The organism is Streptomyces sp. RG80, from assembly GCF_040446465.1.
Lineage (GTDB): Bacteria > Actinomycetota > Actinomycetes > Streptomycetales > Streptomycetaceae > Streptomyces.
Map to the genome: position 1 here is coordinate 670456 of NZ_JBEAAJ010000003.1, position 16303 is coordinate 686758.

Here is a 16303-nt window from a genome sequence, read left to right on the forward strand (position 1 = left end):
TGGCGCCGCGCACCACGGCGACCGGCAGAGAACGAACGGGGGAAGCGGCATGGCAACGGGGGGATGGGGTCCCACCACGGGACAGCCCGGAGGCAACGGACCGGGAGGCCAGGGCTGGGGCCCGCCACCAGGGCCGCCCGGAAACCCGTACGTACCGCCCCAGGGGCCGAACCCGTACCCGCCCCAGAACCCGTACCCGCCGCAGAACCCCTACCCCTACGTCCCGCCGGCCCCCGCGCCCACGCGCGCGCCGCGCCGCCGCAGCCGTCTGTGGTTCCTCTCCGCGCCCTACCTCGTCACCGCGATCATCCGCTCCGCGCACCGCGTCGCCACCCGCCTGTTCGTGCAGGAGGGCGACGGCCGGATCGAGGACCGCACCGTGGATCGCGTCCAGGTGGCCCGCACGGTGCTCGGCGCCGTCGCCACGGTCGCGCTGTTCCTGGCCTACGGAGCGGAGAAGGACGGCTGGGAGGACGCCGCGACCGGCGGCGTCGCCAACATGCTCATCGCCCCGGTCCTGCTGATCGTCGGCGGCCCGCTGGTCATCCTCGCCTTCGTGTTCTACGCACCCGCGCATCTGCGGCCCCATCTGCACTCCAGACTCCATGCCCCGTTGAAGGCGGTCGGCTGGTATCTGCTGACCGTGATCGTCCTCGTCGGAACCCTCCTGGGAATCGGACAGGCGGCCAAGACCGACCTGCACGGGTGGCAGGGCTTTGTGGTGGGGCTCACGGGGCTGGCCGTGCTGGCCTGGGGCATTCCCTTCTTCCTCCTGGCGTCGCTGTACTCCGCGCGCAGCGCCTTCAACACCGCCCACGTCCATCCGATGCTGCCGCCCGTGGTGACGGTGGCGCTGGTGTGGGTGCTCGCGCTGTTCAACGTGATCGACAGCGGTATGCCGCAGGGTCCGCCGGTCGTGCAGTTCTGCTCCCTGCTGGGCGGACCGCTGTCGGTGACGGCCGTCTCGCTGTGGGAGATGCGAAGGATGCGGACCCGGTTCGGGGTGACCGTCCGCGGCACGGCCCCCGTCCCCGTCCTTCGGTGAAGGCACTGTGAGGGTTCGCCACCGATGTGAGGGAGCCAGGTGTGGGGAGTGGGGGCCCAGGGACCCGGCCGCGGGAAACGGCGGTTAGCGTGGGGCGGTGAGTGAGACGCAGACCCCCGCCCTCCAGTACCGCCTCGACGGCCCGGACGACGCCCCGGTCCTCATCCTGGGCCCCTCGCTCGGCACGACGTGGCACATGTGGGACCGCCAGGTTCCCGAGCTGGCCAAGCAGTGGCGGATCTTCCGCTTCGATCTGCCGGGCCACGGCGGTGCCCCCGCCCACCCCGCGGGCGCGGTCGGCGATCTCACCGCCCGGCTGCTCGCCACCCTCGGTGAGCTCGGCATCCAGCGCTTCGGCTACGCGGGCTGCGCGCTCGGTGGCGCGGTCGGTCTGGAGCTGGCCCTGCGGCACCCGGAGCGGATCGCCTCGCTGGCGCTGATCGCCACCTCGCCGAGATTCGGCACGCCGGACGAGTTCCGGCAGCGGGGCGTGATCGTGCGGACGAACGGGCTCGACCCCATTGCCCGTACCTCCCCCGACCGCTGGTTCACCGGCGGGTTCGCCGCCGCGCAGCCCGCGATCACCGACTGGGCCGTACAGATGGTCCGCACCACCGACCCGGGCTGCTACATCGCCGCCTGCGAGGCCCTCGCCGCCTTCGACGTACGGGCCGACCTCAGCCGGGTCGGGGTGCCCACCCTCGTCCTCGTCGGCTCCGACGACCAGGTCACGGGCCCGGCGGAGGCCCGCACGCTCGTCGCGGGCATCCCGGACGCGCGGCTCGCCGTTGTGCCGGGCGCCTCCCATCTCGTACCGGTGGAACAGCCGGTGGCCGTCACCGATCTGCTGGTCCGGCACTTCTCCACCGCCTGGCAGCCCGCGTTCGACTCCACCACCGGGCAGATGGCCATCCCGGCGGTCCCGGTCAAGCCGGTGCTGGCCGCGCCGCCGCAGAGCGCGCCGATCGCCGAGATCGCGCCCGCCGTACCGGCGCCGTTCCTCGGCGGCGGGCGGCCCGACCCGTACGACGCCGGGATCAAGGTGCGCCGCGAGGTGCTCGGCGACGCGCATGTGGACCGGGCGCTGGCGCAGGCGGACGAGTTCTCCGGCGACTTCCAGGAATTCGTCACCCGCTACGCCTGGGGCGAGATCTGGGACCGTCCCGGTCTCGACCGCCGCTCCCGCAGCTGTGTCACGCTCACCGCCCTGGTCGCGGGCGGGCATCTGGAGGAGCTCGGCTTCCATGTCCGGGCCGCCCTGCGCAACGGCCTGACCCCGGTCGAGATCAAGGAGGTGCTCCTCCAGGCGGCGGTCTACTGCGGGGTGCCGGCCGCCAACAGCGCCTTCAAGGTGGCCCAGCAGGTCATCCGCGAGGAGACGACCCCCGAGGAGTGAGCACCGCAGCCGGGCAGCTCAACCACCAGGCTGAGCAGCCCCGGCGCCCCTTCCAGGAGGCAGGATGGACGCCATGAAGCTCACGAAGAAGTCGCACGCCTGCGTCCGCCTGGAGAAGGACGGCCGCACGCTCGTCCTCGACCCCGGAGGGTTCAGCGAGGCGGACGCCGCGGTCGGCGCGGACGCGATCCTCGTCACGCACGAACACCCCGACCACTTCAGCGAGGAGCGGCTGCGCGCGGCCATGGAGGTCGACCCCGCCACCGAGATCTGGACCCTGAGGTCCGTCGCGGAGAAGATCTCCGCCGCCTTCCCCGGCCGGGTGCACACCGTCGGCCACGGCGACACCTTCACGGCGGCCGGCTTCGACGTCCAGGTCCACGGCGAACTGCACGCCGTCATCCACCCCGACATCCCGCGCATCACCAACGTCGGCTACCTCGTCGACGGCGGCCGCGTCTTCCACCCCGGCGACGCCCTCACCGTCCCCGACCACGCCGTTGAGACGCTGATGCTGCCGGTCATGGCCCCCTGGAGCAAGATCTCCGAGGTGATCGACTACGTCCGTGAGGTCGAGCCGCAGCGGGCCTACGACATCCACGACGCCCTCCTCACCGACCTCGCCCGGCCGATCTACGACAACCAGATCGGCGCCCTCGGCGGCTCCGAGCACCTGCGCCTCGCGCCGGGGGAGAGCACGACTCTGTGAGTGTCAGCGGGGCCCGGTAGGTTGTCAGGCATGCGCATCGCGACCTGGAACGTCAACTCGATCACCGCCCGCCTGCCGAGGCTCGTGGCCTGGCTGGAGAGCAGCGGCACCGACGTGCTCTGCCTCCAGGAGGCCAAGCTGGCCGAGGAGCAGTTCCCGTTCGACCAGCTGCGCGAGGCGGGCTACGAGGCGGCGGTCAACGCCACGGGCCGGTGGAACGGCGTGGCGGTGATCTCCCGCGTGGGCCTGGAGGACGTCGTCAAGGGCCTGCCCGGCGACCCCGGCTACGACGGCGCCCCCGAGCCCCGCGCCATCTCCGCGACCTGCGGCCCGGTCCGGGTGTGGTCGGTGTACGTGCCGAACGGCCGCGAGGTCGACCACCCGCACTACGCCTACAAGCTCCAGTGGTTCGAGGCCCTGAAGGCCGCCGTCGCGGGCGACGCGGCCGGCAGCCGCCCGTTCGCGGTCCTGGGCGACTACAACGTGGCGCCGACCGACGACGACGTCTACGACGTGGCCGCCTTCGAGGGCCTCACCCACGTCACCCCGGCCGAGCGCGCCGCCCTCGCCTCCCTGCGCGAGGCGGGCCTGTCCGACGTGGTCCCGCGCCCCCTGAAGTACGACCACCCCTTCACGTACTGGGACTACCGCCAGCTCTGCTTCCCCAAGAACCGCGGCATGCGCATCGACCTGGTGTACGGCAACGAGCCGTTCGCGAAGGCCGTCTCCGACGCGTACGTGGACCGCGAGGAGCGCAAGGGCAAGGGCGCCTCGGACCACGCGCCGGTCGTCGTCGACCTGGACGTGTAGGCCCCACCGCCCTCAGAGCAGCCCGAGGTCCACGGACTCGGCCAGGGCCGCGAGACCCGTGTCCCCCGGATGCAGATGGTCCCCGCTGTCGTAGGCGGGCAGCATCCGGGCCGGACGGTCCGGGTCGCGCACCACGCGGTCGAAGTCGAGGACGCCGTCGAACCGGTCGGCGTCCCGGATCCAGGCGTTCACCGCGACCCGCTCGGCGTCCACGGCGGCCGTGCAGCGGGCCTCGCCCTCGCAGGGCAGGATCGTCGCCGCCAGCATCCGCAGTCCGCGCGCGTGACCGCGGTCGGCGAGTTCCCGCAGCCCCGCGATGAGCTCGTCCGCGGTCGTCCCCCAGCGCACGTCGTTGACGCCCTGGAAGACGACCGCCGTACGCGCCGACGTCTGCGCGAGGACGTCCCGGTCGAACCGGTGCAGGGCGCTCACCCCGCCCGTGTCGGTGGAGACCCCGTCACCGGGATAGCGGTCGAGGACCACCCGGTTCGCGGAGATCCCCTGGTTGAGCACGCCGTAGTGCGGGACCACGTCCTGCGCCGACAGCCGGTCGGCCAGCACATCGGGCCAGCGCCGGTTCGCGTCCACGGTGGACCGGTCCCCGTCCGTGATCGAGTCCCCGAGCAGCACCACGGACCCCGGCCCGCCGCCCACGTCCACGCCGGTCAGCAGCGGCCAGCTGGTGATCACGGTGGTGTACGCCGACGCCGAGCCGTCCGCCGTGTGGTCGCCCGGCTCGCTGACGTACGACCGCTGCTGGGCGAGCCGGTGCACCGGCGCCGCCGTCACCGTGCCCGGCAGATGGAAGCTCACCAGCAGATCGGCGTCCGCGGGCACCTGGAAGTCGACCGGATCGCTGAACACCTGGGCCCCGGCGGGCACCTCGGCCGCCGCCGCTCCCCGGAAGGTCACCGGCACCGGCATCTCCCGCGCCGCCGCGCCCACCGCCTGCACCGCCACCGTGGCGCTCCCGATCCGGACCGGCGACGCGGCGAAGGTGTTGTCGAACCGCAGCCGCACCCGCGGCCCGCCCACCGAGGTGTGCACGACGAGCCGCAGCGTCCGGTCGTGCCACGGCCCCACGGTCGGGTGTCCGGCGGTCGCGGTCGCCCAACTCCCGGTCCAGCCCGGCGTGGTGGCGCGCACGGACACCGCGAACACATGCAGCGCGGGCGAGTTGGGCAGCCGTACCGAGGCGACCTCCCGGCCACGCACCAAGGGCACGGTCACGACGTACAGCCGGGCCCTCTCGGTGAGTTGACCTTCGGGGGTGTTCACATGGGGCAGGGCGACCGCCTTCGTGGCGAGCGGGCCGGTGCGCCAGTCGGGCACGGTCAGCCGGTAGGCGGAGCCACCGCCGTTCGCGTACGAGATCCGGCCCGAGCCGGTCACGTCGGTGCCGGCCGTGCCCGCCACCAGGAAGGCGAGCGCGTCGCCGCGGCCACCGACGCGCACGGACTGCCCGGCGGCCCGTACGTTGTCCGGCGCACCCGCCTTCGCGCGGGGCCAGGTCAGGCGGGCGCCCTGCACGGTCAGGGCCCGGGCGGGCGTCCATCCCGCGGCGTTGAGATCCCGCGCCGACAGCGAGGCGCCCGAGCCGTCGAAGTCCGCCTCGCCGGGCCGCTCGTCGTCGCTGACCGCCGTGTTGTCGAAGAGCCGCTCCAGAGGCAGCGGTTCCGCGCTCGGCGCGGCGGGCGGCGCCGCCTGCCCGGGGCCGGCCGGCACCAGCGCCGCGCACAGCGCGAGGACGACCGCGGACATCCGTACACCTCGGCGCACGACCGACTCCCCCCGTACCAGACCGTTCACCACTGCTCGGAACGCGACCGAAGACGCTCCGTGAAGTTAGGGAGGCGGCGGTGACGCGTCAACGAGCCATGCGCGAACTCGGCGTGAAGTCGCCCCGAATCGACCGCACGCGCGCGCCTGTGGTGCGGGGGCGCATGCCAATGACACGCTGGGCGTATGAAGATCCCTTTTCTGGGCGGCCGGCGCAAGGAGCCCGAGGCGCACGACGCCGAGGGCATCGCCGAACTCCTCTCCGAGTGTGAGCTGCTGCGCCACCAGGCGCACCGCGACGGTGTCCAACTCGACGACACCGCGGCCTCGTTGGAGGCACTGGATCAGCTGGTGCCGCGCTGGCGGGACGACGCGGAGGTCCTGGAGTGGCTCGGCAACGACGCCGGGCTGTACCTCGGGACGGTGATCGTGCGGACCGTGGAGGGGGCGCGGTGGGAGATCCGGGCCGACGGGCAGCCGGTGATCCGGCTCGCCTCCGGCCGGGAGTTCGACGTGGTCGCCGACGGTCACGAGTGGGCGGCGAGCGGGGTGCCCGAACTCTCCCAGCTGTACGCCGAGGTGGCGGAGTCCTAGTGCGCTCACATAAGCGGGGCGTAAATACGGCTAATGCCCGAAAAGTGCGTGTCGTGTATTAACTCCACTCTTGTCTGGATAGTTTGCGGCGACCGCGACACAGCTGAGAGTGGGTAGGGCTGGGCATGGCCGTCGATCCGTTGATCGAGCTGCGTGACGTCAACAAGTACTACGGGGAGCTGCATGTCCTCCAGGACATCAACCTCACCGTCGGCAAGGGGGAGGTGGTCGTGGTCATCGGCCCGTCAGGGTCGGGAAAGTCGACACTGTGCAGGACGATCAACCGGCTGGAGACCATCCATTCCGGCGAGATCCAGCTGGACGGACAACCGCTGCCCGAAGAGGGCAAGGCCCTCGCCGGGCTCCGCGCCGAGGTCGGCATGGTCTTCCAGTCCTTCAACCTGTTCGCCCACAAGACCGTCCTGCAGAACATCTCGCTCGCGCAGACCAAGGTGCGGCGGCGCAAGAAGGACGAGGCCGATCAGCGCTCCCGTCAGCTGCTGGACCGGGTGGGCCTCGCCTCGCAGGCGGACAAGTACCCGGCGCAGCTCTCCGGCGGCCAGCAGCAGCGCGTGGCCATCGCCCGCGCCCTCGCCATGGAACCCAAGGCCCTGCTCTTCGACGAGCCGACCTCGGCCCTCGACCCGGAGATGATCAACGAGGTCCTGGAGGTCATGCAGCAGCTCGCGCGCGAGGGCATGACCATGGTCGTCGTCACCCACGAGATGGGCTTCGCCCGCTCCGCCGCCAACCGCGTGGTGTTCATGGCCGACGGCCGGATCGTCGAGGACCGCGCCCCCGAGGAGTTCTTCACCAACCCGAACAGCGAGCGCGCCAAGGACTTCCTCTCCAAGATCCTCAAGCACTGACCGGGGGAGCGCGACCATGTTCCGCACCGCAGGTGTGCGCGTCGGCACCGTCCTGTCCCACGTGCCCGCGCCGACGCCGCCCGCGCTCGACCGCCACCGGGCCGGCTCATGAACGTATCGACGGGACGCTTCTTCGGCGAAGGCGAGGGCTTGCGCCATGCCGACGGGCTCGCCGCGCCGGGGCTCGACTACGATGTGCCGTTCATCCCGGTGGCGTTGGTGCTCTCGCCGATCTGCGTCGGGGCCGTGGACGTCCGCGCGGCCGCCCCCGGGGCGCTGTCGCCTGGTGGGGGTCCCCCCACGGCCCCGAGACCGTAGGGGGGTGGCAGCTCACAGAGCCATACCCGCCCGGCGCCGGCCGGAGATCACTGCTCGCGCAGCGGAATCGACACGTACGACGGGTCGTTCGCCGGTGAGGAGAAGGTCAGCCTGGCGCCGGACGGGTTGTGCTCGATGTAGAGCGGGTCGACCGTGTCGACGACCAGGGCCAGCCGGTGCCCTGCCGGGACGTCGTAGGCCGTGGAGTACAGCTCCAGGTCGACGCCGAACGGCTTGCCGGGCGTTTGCCCGTGGAAGGTGTACGGCGCGTTGCTGACCAGCTTGCCGAGGCCGAGCGGCCCCACGTCGTAGAGGTAGGCGACGAGGGTGCCGCTCTCCTTGGTCGGAGTGACGGTGGTGTGCAACTTCGCCGTACCGCGCACCTGTTGGGCCGTCGGGTACTTCCCGGACTGCCAGACGGCCGCCCAGGCACGGGGGAGCAGGGGGATCGAGGCGACCGGGGGCAGCTGGGCGAGCTGGTCGAGGATGCTGGACAGGAAGACGATGCCGCCGTCGGCGCCCGAGTCGACGTTCGTGTGGATCGTGGTGGTGCCGGAGAGGTCGAGCTTCCTGGTGGTCGCGCCGACCGACTTCCAGTCCGGGTAGCCCTCGTAGCCGCCGCTCGAACGGGACTTGAGCTGGACCGGCTGCTCGCGGTCGATGCCGTTGTCCTCGCCCCTGAGGTAGTGGTCGAACCAGCGCTCGGTGTCGGTCCACACGTCGTTGGGCAGCCCGAGCAGGCCGGTCAGCTCGGCGGTCGCGTGGTCGCCGGGGCGGAACTCCAGTCTCTTCGGGCCGGTCAGCTTCTCGTAGAAGTCGGCGTACTGGTTGGGCGGGAAGATCGAGTCGCCCCAGGCGTTGGCCATCATGACCGCTGCGCCGTTGCTGTTCAGTTGGTCCACATAGGTAGCGGCTGAACGTTTCTTCCCCCAATTGATCATGTCCTGTTCCTTGGACAGGTCGGAGGCGTAGAAGTTGTCGAAGATCTCCCGGAGTTCGGCGCTCTGGCGGCCGGTGACGAGGCTCGCGCCGTCCAGCAGGGCCGAGGCCTGGACGTGCTGGGTGCGGCCGGAGTAGATCGAGTCGATCAGGTCGGCCCAGCCGCTGAGGGCGGCGACCGCCTTGACGCGCTTGTCCTGGGCGGCGGTGAGCAGGCTGATCCCGGCGCCGTAGGAGACGCCCGCCATGCCGACCTTGCGGGCGTCCGCGGGGGTGTTGGCGAGCGCCCAGTCGATGACCTTGCGGGCGTCGGCTATGTCGGGCGGGCCCGCTACTTCTATCTCCCCGCCCGATTGCCAGAAGCCGCGCACGTTGTAACTGAGCACCACATAGCCGGAGTCCGCGAGCTTCTGGGCCTGCGCGAAGTACTCGACCTGGGGCAGGCCCCAGCTCGTGGGCAGCACGAGCAGCGGGTAGGTGCGGCTGCCGTCGGCGCCGGCCGGGGTGACGACGTTCGCCTTGAGGACGGTGCCGCCCTCGCCGGAGATGTCGACGAACCGGACGCCGTTGCCGGCGGCCTGTGCGGCGGGGGCTGCACCGAGGACGCCACCGGCGATCAGGGTCGCGGAGGCGACGCCCACGGCGGTGGTGCGCAGGGCCTTGCGATCGTGTCCCACAGGTCACTCCTCACTCGTGTCAGTGCAAAGTGACCAGACGGTAACCTCGGGCTCTTACCCTAGGTAACCCGTCGGTAAGTTACGTGCCAGTAACGATTGTTGTCATGTGAATGAATTCAGGAGGCGCGGTGGGAGTTGCGAGGAGCCGCGGGTGTCGGCAGGGGAGCCTGTGCGGCTCGCGTCACGTCCGCGACCAGCTCGGCGACGTCCGGCCCGTACGCCTGTGAGTTGACCACCTTGAGCAGGAGCACGAACGCGTTGTTGCCGTACTTGCGGGCCAGGCGCTCGTGGTTGCGGGCGAGATAGCGGGTGGCGGCCTGGTTGGTGATCGCGGTCTGGCCGCAGAACAGGAAGACCGGCCGGGTCAGTCCGGGCTGTCCGGCGGTGAGCCGGGCCAGCAGGACGTGTTCGGACAGCCCCTTCTCCATCCGGTAGCGCTCGCTGCCGATCTGGAACGCCAGCCGGTCCGGGCCCGGTTCGGGGTCGGTGTTCACCCGCACCCCGGGCAGCATGGCGTGCATGTGCGCCGCCATCCGCCGGTTCGAGCCCGGACCGCCGACGCAGAACTCCGTGCGCTCCCCGAAGCCCTGCCGGGCCGCGTCCTGGGTGATGACCTCGGCGTGCGCACCGCAGTCCTTGATGAGGGCGGAGAGCTCCAGCAGGGCGAAGACGTCGTAACGGTGGACGGCCAGGTCGGGACTGCCCGCGTCACGGTTGACGACGAGCAGGGACTCGGAGTTGTCGGGCAGCCCGAAGAAGGCCTGCTTCCGCCGTAGCTTCCGCTTCCACAGATAGGTGCGGGCCACCCAGCCGAGTGCGGCGCTGATGCCCGCCGCCAGCACGCCCAGGACGATGTTGCGCACGTCGTCATTCATGGGCGCGCATGTTAGCGGGCCGACATGGCTGGTACGTACCGGTGTTCGAAGTGTGGCGTTCTCATGTCGGGTGCCCTGAATGGGGCTGTCGGGCCCCCGGTGTTCTGGTTACGCTGCGCGGACGGTCCCGGCCTGGAGGTACGCATGCGTCGCCCTGTCGCGCGGAAACTTCTCGTCCTGGCGGTCTCGTCCGCCGTGGTCTCGGTCGGGGCGGCAGCGCCGCCGGGGGCCGCCTCCGGCTCCTCGACCCCGCAGAAGACACCCGTGGCCGTCGGCTACGGCGGTGCCGTCGCGAGCGTCGACGCCGACGCCTCCGCCGCCGGCATCGAGGTGCTCCGCAAGGGCGGCAACGCGGTCGACGCGGCCGTCGCCACGGCCGCCGCGCTCGGCGTCACCGAGCCCTACTCCTCCGGCATCGGCGGGGGCGGCTACTTCGTCTACTACGACGCGAAGTCCCGCAAGGTGCACACCATCGACGGACGCGAGACGGCCCCCCTGAGCGCCGGCTCCGACCTGTTCGTCGAGAACGGCAAGGCCCTCGCCTTCGCGGACGCCGTCAGCAGCGGACTGAGCGTCGGCACCCCGGGCACGCCCGCCACCTGGGCGACGGCCCTGGACAAGTGGGGCAGCAAAAGACTCGGCACCGTCCTGAAGCCCGCCGAACGGATCGCCCGCGACGGATTCACCGTCGACGACACCTTCCGCGCCCAGACCGCCCTCAACGAGACCCGGTTCCGCTACTTCCCGGACACCGCGAAGCTGTTCCTCCCGGGCGGGGCCCTCCCTGTCGTCGGCTCCACCTTCAAGAACCCCGACCTGGCCCGCACCTACGCCGAGTTGGGCAGGAAGGGCGTCGACGCGATCTACCGCGGCCGCCTCGGCGACGAGATCGTCGACACCGTCAACGAGCCGCCCGTGGACCCCGCCTCCGGCTGGAACGCCCGCCCGGGCGACCTGACGGAGAAGGACCTCGCCGCCTACCGCGCCAAGCTCCAGGCGCCCACGAAGACCACCTACCGCGGACTCGGCGTCTACTCCATCGCACCCTCCTCCTCCGGCGGCACGACCGTCGGCGAGGCCCTCAACATCCTGGAGAACACCGACCTCTCGAAGGCCAGCGAGGTCCAGTACCTGCACCGCTACATCGAGGCGAGCCGGATCGCGTTCGCCGACCGCGGGCGCTGGGTCGGCGACCCCGCCTTCGAGGACGTACCGGCCAGGGAACTGCTGTCGCAGAAGTACGCCGACTCCCGTGAGTGCCTCATCAAGGACGACGCGGTGCTGACCAGTCCCGTCGCGCCGGGCGATCCGCGGCACCCGGCGGCCTGCGCCTCGGGTGGTACGGCGGCGCCGACGACGTACGAGGGCGAGAACACCACGCATCTGACCGTGGCCGACAAGTGGGGGAACGTCGTCTCCTACACGCTCACCATCGAGCAGACCGGCGGCAGCGGGATCACCGTGCCCGGGCGGGGGTTCATCCTCAACAACGAGCTGACGGACTTCTCCTTCGTGCCCGCCAACCCGGCCGTGCACGACCCGAACCTGCCGGGGCCCGGCAAGCGGCCGCGGTCCTCGATCTCGCCGACGATCGTGCTGGACCGGCACAACAAGCCCGTGGTGGCGGTGGGTTCACCCGGCGGGGCGACGATCATCACCACCGTGCTCCAGGTGCTGACGGAGTTCCTCGACCGGGGGATGCCGCTGGTGGACGCGATCGCCGCGCCGCGGGCCAGCCAGCGCAACGCCGCGCAGACCGAGCTGGAGCCGGCCCTGTTCAACAACACCGGCCCCGACGGACTGAGGGCGCGACTGGAGGCCATCGGGCACTCGTTCAGGCTGAACGCGGAGATCGGCGCGGCGACCGGCGTACAGCGGCTGCCCGACGGCAAGTGGCTGGCGGCCGCCGAGACGGTACGGCGTGGCGGAGGCTCGGCGCAGGTGGTGCATCCGGCGCCGTAGTCACAACTCCGGTGCGGGCGGCTTGTCCTCGGTACGGAAGTCCAGCCGCCCGTCCGCCACGTCCACCGTCACCCGGCCGCCCTCGCCCACCCCGCCGTCGAGCAGCAGCCGGGAGAACCGGTTGTCGACCTCCCGCTGGATCGTGCGGCGCAGCGGGCGGGCGCCGTACTCCGGCTGGTAGCCGCGGCGGGAGAGCCAGTCGACGGCCGCGTCGGTGAAGTCGGCCGTGATGCCCTGGGCGTGCAGCATGCGACGGGTACGGTCCAGCAACAGGTTGGTGATCTGCCGCAGTTGCTCCTCCGTGAGCTGACGGAAGACGACGATCTCGTCGATGCGGTTGAGGAACTCCGGGCGGAAGTGCTCCCGCAGCGGGCGCAGCACCTGCTCGCGGCGCGCCTCCTCGTCGGCCTCGGCGCCGCCCGGGCCGAAGCCGATGCCGGCGCCCCGGCGGTTGATCGCCTCGGAGCCGAGGTTGCTGGTCATCACCACGACCGTGTTGGTGAAGTCGACCGTGCGGCCCTGGGAGTCGGTGAGCCGGCCGTCGTCGAGGACCTGGAGCAGGATGTTGAAGACGTCCGGGTGCGCCTTCTCCACCTCGTCGAAGAGCAGCAGCGAGTACGGGTGCCTGCGCACCACCTCGGTGAGCTGGCCGGCCTCCTCGTGGCCGACGTATCCGGGCGGGGCGCCCACCAGGCGGCTGACGGTGTGGCGTTCCTGGTACTCGCTCATGTCCAGGCGGACCATGCGCTCCTCGCTGCCGAACAGGGCGGCGGCCAGGGCGCGGGCCAGTTCGGTCTTGCCGACTCCGGTCGGGCCGAGGAACAGGAAGCTGCCGATCGGACGGTCGGGGCCGGCGAGCCCGGCACGGGAGCGCATGACCGCCTCGGCGACCACGCTCACCGCCTCCTCCTGTCCGACGACCCGCTCGTGGAGGTGCTCCTCCAGACCGAGCAGGCGTTCCTTCTCCTCCTGGGTGAGGCTGGCGACCGGGATGCCCGTCTGCCGCGACACCACCTCGGCGATGGCCTCCGCTGTCACCTCCAGGTGCCGGCCCTCGTCGGCCTCGACCTGCCCGGTGGCCTCGTCGATCCTGCGCTTCAACTCCGTGATCCGGTCGCGCAGTTGCATGGCCTGTTCGTAGCTCTCGTCCGCGACCGCCTGGTCCTTGTCCCGGGCGAGCTGCTCGACCTCGCGCTCCAGGGCGCGTACGTCGGTTCCCTTGGTGCGGGCCCGCAGCCGGACCCGGGCGCCGGCCTGGTCGATCAGGTCGATGGCCTTGTCGGGCAGGCGCCGGTCGGTGAGATAGCGGTCGGACAGCTCGACGGCGGCCACCAGCGCCTCGTCGGCGTAGCGGACCTGGTGGTGGGCCTCGTAGCGGTCGCTCAGTCCGCGCAGGATCTCCAGGGCGTCCGCGACGGACGGCTCGGGGACCAGGATCGGCTGGAAGCGGCGGGCCAGCGCCGCGTCCTTCTCGATCCGGCGGAACTCCTCCAGGGTGGTCGCGCCGACGATGTGCAGCTCGCCCCGGGCCAGGGCGGGCTTGAGGATGTTGCCGGCGTCCATGGAGGCGGCCTCGCCGCCCCCGCCCGCGCCGACGACGGTGTGCAGTTCGTCGATGAAGACGATCAACTCGTCGGAGTGGGCCCGGATCTCACCCACGATGGAGTTGAGCCGCTCCTCGAAGTCACCCCGGTAGCGGGTGCCCGCGACCACCCCGGTCAGGTCCAGGGCGACGACGCGGCGCCCGCTGAGCACGTCCGGGACGTCGCTCTCGGAGATCCGCTGCGCGAGCCCCTCCACGATGGCCGTCTTGCCGACGCCCGCGTCACCGATCAGCACCGGGTTGTTCTTGCCGCGCCGGGAGAGCACCTCGATGGTCTGCTCGATCTCCTCGTCGCGCCCGATCACCGGGTCGATACGGCCCTGCTGGGCGAGCTCGGTGAGGTCGCGGCTGTACTTGTCGAGCGTCGGGGTGCCCGTGTGGCGGGGCGCCTCGGGGCGGGGCTGTCCGGTGTCCTGCGCCGTCTCGGGCGGCAGGCCGGTCGGCGCGAAGTGGGCCGAGTTGAGGATGTGCCCGGCCGCCGAGTCGGGGTTGGCGGCCAGCGCGCTCAGGACGTGCTCGGGGCCGATGTAGCCGGTGCCGCGCGCCCGGGCCAGGTCGTGGGCGTCCAGCAGGGCGCGCTTGGCGGCCGGGGTCAGGGAGAGCGAGGTCGGCGGCGGGGCCTCGCCCGGCGGGTGCTGCACCGGGCCGGACCGCTCGTCGATCTCCTCGGCGAGCTCGTCGGGGTCCGCGCCGGCCCGGCTGAGCAGCGTCCGGGTCGGCTCGGCGGACAGGGCCGCCCGCAGCAGGTGCTGGGTGTCCAGGTCCCGGCTGCCGTGCTCGGCGGCGTACTGGGCGGCGCCCCGGACCAGTTCCCGGGCGGGCTGGCTGAGCAGCCGTCCGATGTTGATCTGCCGGGGGCCGGGGCGGGGTCCGCCGAAGAACCGGGCGAGGAACTCGCCGAAGGGGTCGTAGCCTTCCGATCCATTGAAACCGCTGGTCATGGCCGTTCCCATCCGGCTTCCCCGCAGGGCCCGGGGACGCCCTCGCCGATCGACGTGCCGGGGTCGGGTAACCCGCGCGGGAGCCGGTTACACCTCTGGCCCGTCCTCGCCCAGCCGACCCACCTGTGCGGCGGGCCAGGTGTACTCGACCTCGTCCACCACGAGGTCCGGGGCGAGCCGCAGCGGGCGTTCGGCCGTGCGCAGGCCGCCTTGGCGCTCGTAGAACACGATCGCACGATCGTTGCCCCGCAGCACCTCCAGGAAGACGTCCCGGCCCGGGTGCGCGGCGGCCGCCCAGCCGAAGCCGCGGCGCAGCAGCCGGCGGCCGAGGCCGGTGCCGACGCGGTCCGGGTGGACGTGCAGGTTGTCGACGTGGACCCGGCCGTCCGCCGTGGCGCACAGATACACGAATCCGCACAGGTCGCCGTCCTGGTACGTGGTCAGCAGCAGACGGTCGGGTGCGGGGGCTGCGGTCCTGTCCCGCCACTTGCGCCGGTGCTCCTCGGCCACGGGGCCGTGCAGATATGCGGCGGGCAGCAGCGCGGCGTACGCACTGCGCCAGCTGGCCGTGTGCAGCGCGGCGACGGTATCGGCGTCGGCGGCGGTGCCCCTTCTGATCAGCATGGGGCAGGGTAACCGCCGGGCGCGGTACGGCAGTACGGCCGTCTCCTCGGCGGCAGCGGCCCTCGGTTCGTGCGTGCCGTCAGTCCGCGCGGGCCGTCAGGATGCGCGGGCCCGCGTCCGTGATCGCCACCGTGTGCTCGGCGTGTGCCGCGCGCGAACCGTCGTTGGTGCGCAGGGTCCAGCCATCCACATCCGCGTGGTAGCCGTCCGTGCCGCCACCGATCAGCATCGGCTCGATCGCCAGGACCATGCCGTGGCGCAGCTTCATGCCCCGCCCGGGACGGCCCTCGTTGGGGACCCCGGGGTCCTCGTGCATACGGCGGCCGATGCCGTGTCCGCCGAAGTCCTCCGGGATGCCGTAACCACCGGCGCGGCACACCGTGCCGATGGCGTGCGCGATGTCGCCGATGCGGTTGCCGACGACGGCCGCCTCGATGCCGGCGGCGAGGGCGCGCTCCGCCGTCTCGATCAGGCGTACGTCGGCCGGGCGCGGGGTCCCCACCGTGAAGCTGAGTGCCGAGTCACCGACCCAGCCGCCCAGTTCGGCGCCGAAGTCCATCGAGACGAGGTCGCCGTCGCGCAGCCGGTAGCGGGTCGGGATGCCGTGCACGATCGCGTCGTTCACCGAGGCGCACAGGACGGCCGGGAACGGGGTCGGCGCGAAGGAGGGCCGATAGCCGAGGAAGGGTGAGGTCGCGCCCGCCCCGCGCAGCACGTCGTGTGCCACCTCGTCCAGCTCCAGCAGGGAAACGCCCACGTCAGCGGCTTTGCGTACGGCCGTGAGGGCCCGTCCCACGACCTGGCCCGCCGCGTACATGGCGTCGATCGATGTGTCTGTCTTCAGCTCCACCATGCCAATTACTATACCGGTATTAGAATGGGCGCATGGTGCGCACCCCCCTGACCCCCGAAGAGCGTGAACGCGGCGAGCGGCTCGGCCGGCTGCTGCGTGAGACGCGCGGCGACCGCAGCATGGCCGAGGTCGCGGCCCGTGCGGGCATCTCCGCCGAGACCCTCCGCAAGATCGAGACCGGCCGGGCGCCGACCCCCGCCTTCTTCACGGTCGCCGCACTGGCGGGCGTCCTCGGACTGTCCATGGACGAACTCGCGGCGAGGTGCGCACTGGTGGTCGTCTGAACCCGTGCCTCCCGGCGGCGCACAG

The 16303-nt window shown here is 71.8% G+C and carries 15 protein-coding genes; 9 read left to right on the top strand and 6 right to left on the bottom strand.

Going from position 1 to position 16303, the window contains the following annotated elements; genetic code table 11:
* Positions 1-49 precede the first annotated feature (49 nt).
* The 4 genes from ABKA17_RS13085 (at position 50) to ABKA17_RS13100 (ending at position 3960) form a co-directional block, all read left to right on the top strand.
* The gene (locus ABKA17_RS13085) at positions 50-1045 is read left to right on the top strand and encodes a hypothetical protein (protein ID WP_353692157.1); all 996 of its coding nucleotides are present in this window, start codon (positions 50-52) and stop codon (positions 1043-1045) included.
* 97 nt (positions 1046-1142) lie between these two features.
* On the top strand, positions 1143-2441 hold the full coding sequence (gene pcaDC / locus ABKA17_RS13090) for a bifunctional 3-oxoadipate enol-lactonase/4-carboxymuconolactone decarboxylase PcaDC (RefSeq protein ID WP_353692158.1): 1299 nt from the start codon (positions 1143-1145) through the stop codon (positions 2439-2441).
* Between the two features lie 73 nt (positions 2442-2514).
* Positions 2515-3150 (top strand): MBL fold metallo-hydrolase, encoded by a 636-nt coding sequence (locus tag ABKA17_RS13095; protein WP_353692336.1) that lies wholly within the window; start codon positions 2515-2517, stop codon positions 3148-3150.
* A 30-nt stretch (positions 3151-3180) separates the two neighbouring features.
* On the top strand, positions 3181-3960 hold the full coding sequence (locus ABKA17_RS13100; protein WP_353692159.1) for an exodeoxyribonuclease III: 780 nt from the start codon (positions 3181-3183) through the stop codon (positions 3958-3960).
* A 12-nt stretch (positions 3961-3972) separates the two neighbouring features.
* On the opposite strand, the gene ABKA17_RS13105 is transcribed toward ABKA17_RS13100, so the two are convergent.
* Positions 3973-5721: an SGNH/GDSL hydrolase family protein gene (locus tag ABKA17_RS13105; protein WP_353692160.1), complete on the bottom strand. Its 1749-nt coding sequence runs from the start codon at positions 5719-5721 to the stop codon at positions 3973-3975.
* A gap of 204 nt (positions 5722-5925) precedes the next feature.
* On the opposite strand from ABKA17_RS13105, the gene ABKA17_RS13110 reads away from it, so the two are divergent.
* From ABKA17_RS13110 to ABKA17_RS47935, 3 genes are all read left to right on the top strand, one after another.
* Positions 5926-6333 carry a DUF6278 family protein gene (locus ABKA17_RS13110; protein WP_353692161.1) on the top strand — a complete coding sequence of 136 codons (408 nt, stop codon included), beginning with the start codon at positions 5926-5928 and terminating at the stop codon, positions 6331-6333.
* Between the two features lie 125 nt (positions 6334-6458).
* The gene (locus ABKA17_RS13115; protein WP_353692162.1) at positions 6459-7202 is read left to right on the top strand and encodes an amino acid ABC transporter ATP-binding protein; all 744 of its coding nucleotides are present in this window, start codon (positions 6459-6461) and stop codon (positions 7200-7202) included.
* Positions 7203-7310: 108 nt separating this feature from the next.
* Positions 7311-7520, top strand: a complete 210-nt coding sequence (locus ABKA17_RS47935) for a hypothetical protein (RefSeq protein WP_502994216.1) — start codon at positions 7311-7313, stop codon at positions 7518-7520.
* A gap of 47 nt (positions 7521-7567) precedes the next feature.
* On the opposite strand, the gene ABKA17_RS13125 is transcribed toward ABKA17_RS47935, so the two are convergent.
* The gene (locus tag ABKA17_RS13125) at positions 7568-9136 is read right to left on the bottom strand and encodes a CocE/NonD family hydrolase (protein WP_353692163.1); all 1569 of its coding nucleotides are present in this window, start codon (positions 9134-9136) and stop codon (positions 7568-7570) included.
* A 116-nt stretch (positions 9137-9252) separates the two neighbouring features.
* The gene (locus tag ABKA17_RS13130) at positions 9253-10011 is read right to left on the bottom strand and encodes a hypothetical protein (RefSeq protein WP_353692164.1); all 759 of its coding nucleotides are present in this window, start codon (positions 10009-10011) and stop codon (positions 9253-9255) included.
* Between the two features lie 144 nt (positions 10012-10155).
* Here ABKA17_RS13130 and ggt point away from each other — a divergent pair, with 144 nt between their 5' ends.
* On the top strand, positions 10156-11973 hold the full coding sequence (gene ggt, locus ABKA17_RS13135) for a gamma-glutamyltransferase (protein ID WP_353692165.1): 1818 nt from the start codon (positions 10156-10158) through the stop codon (positions 11971-11973).
* Here ggt and ABKA17_RS13140 read toward each other — a convergent pair whose 3' ends face one another.
* The 3 genes from ABKA17_RS13140 to map all read right to left on the bottom strand — a co-directional run bounded on the left by ABKA17_RS13140 (position 11974) and on the right by map (position 15994).
* The gene (locus tag ABKA17_RS13140) at positions 11974-14517 is read right to left on the bottom strand and encodes an ATP-dependent Clp protease ATP-binding subunit (protein ID WP_353692166.1); all 2544 of its coding nucleotides are present in this window, start codon (positions 14515-14517) and stop codon (positions 11974-11976) included. It abuts the gene before it with no gap.
* Positions 14518-14604: 87 nt separating this feature from the next.
* On the bottom strand, positions 14605-15141 hold the full coding sequence (locus ABKA17_RS13145) for a GNAT family N-acetyltransferase (RefSeq protein WP_353692167.1): 537 nt from the start codon (positions 15139-15141) through the stop codon (positions 14605-14607).
* Between the two features lie 79 nt (positions 15142-15220).
* Positions 15221-15994 (bottom strand): type I methionyl aminopeptidase, encoded by a 774-nt coding sequence (gene map, locus ABKA17_RS13150; RefSeq protein WP_353692168.1) that lies wholly within the window; start codon positions 15992-15994, stop codon positions 15221-15223.
* A 32-nt stretch (positions 15995-16026) separates the two neighbouring features.
* Here map and ABKA17_RS13155 point away from each other — a divergent pair, with 32 nt between their 5' ends.
* Positions 16027-16278 carry a helix-turn-helix domain-containing protein gene (locus ABKA17_RS13155; RefSeq protein WP_353692169.1) on the top strand — a complete coding sequence of 84 codons (252 nt, stop codon included), beginning with the start codon at positions 16027-16029 and terminating at the stop codon, positions 16276-16278.
* Positions 16279-16303: the final 25 nt, after the last annotated feature.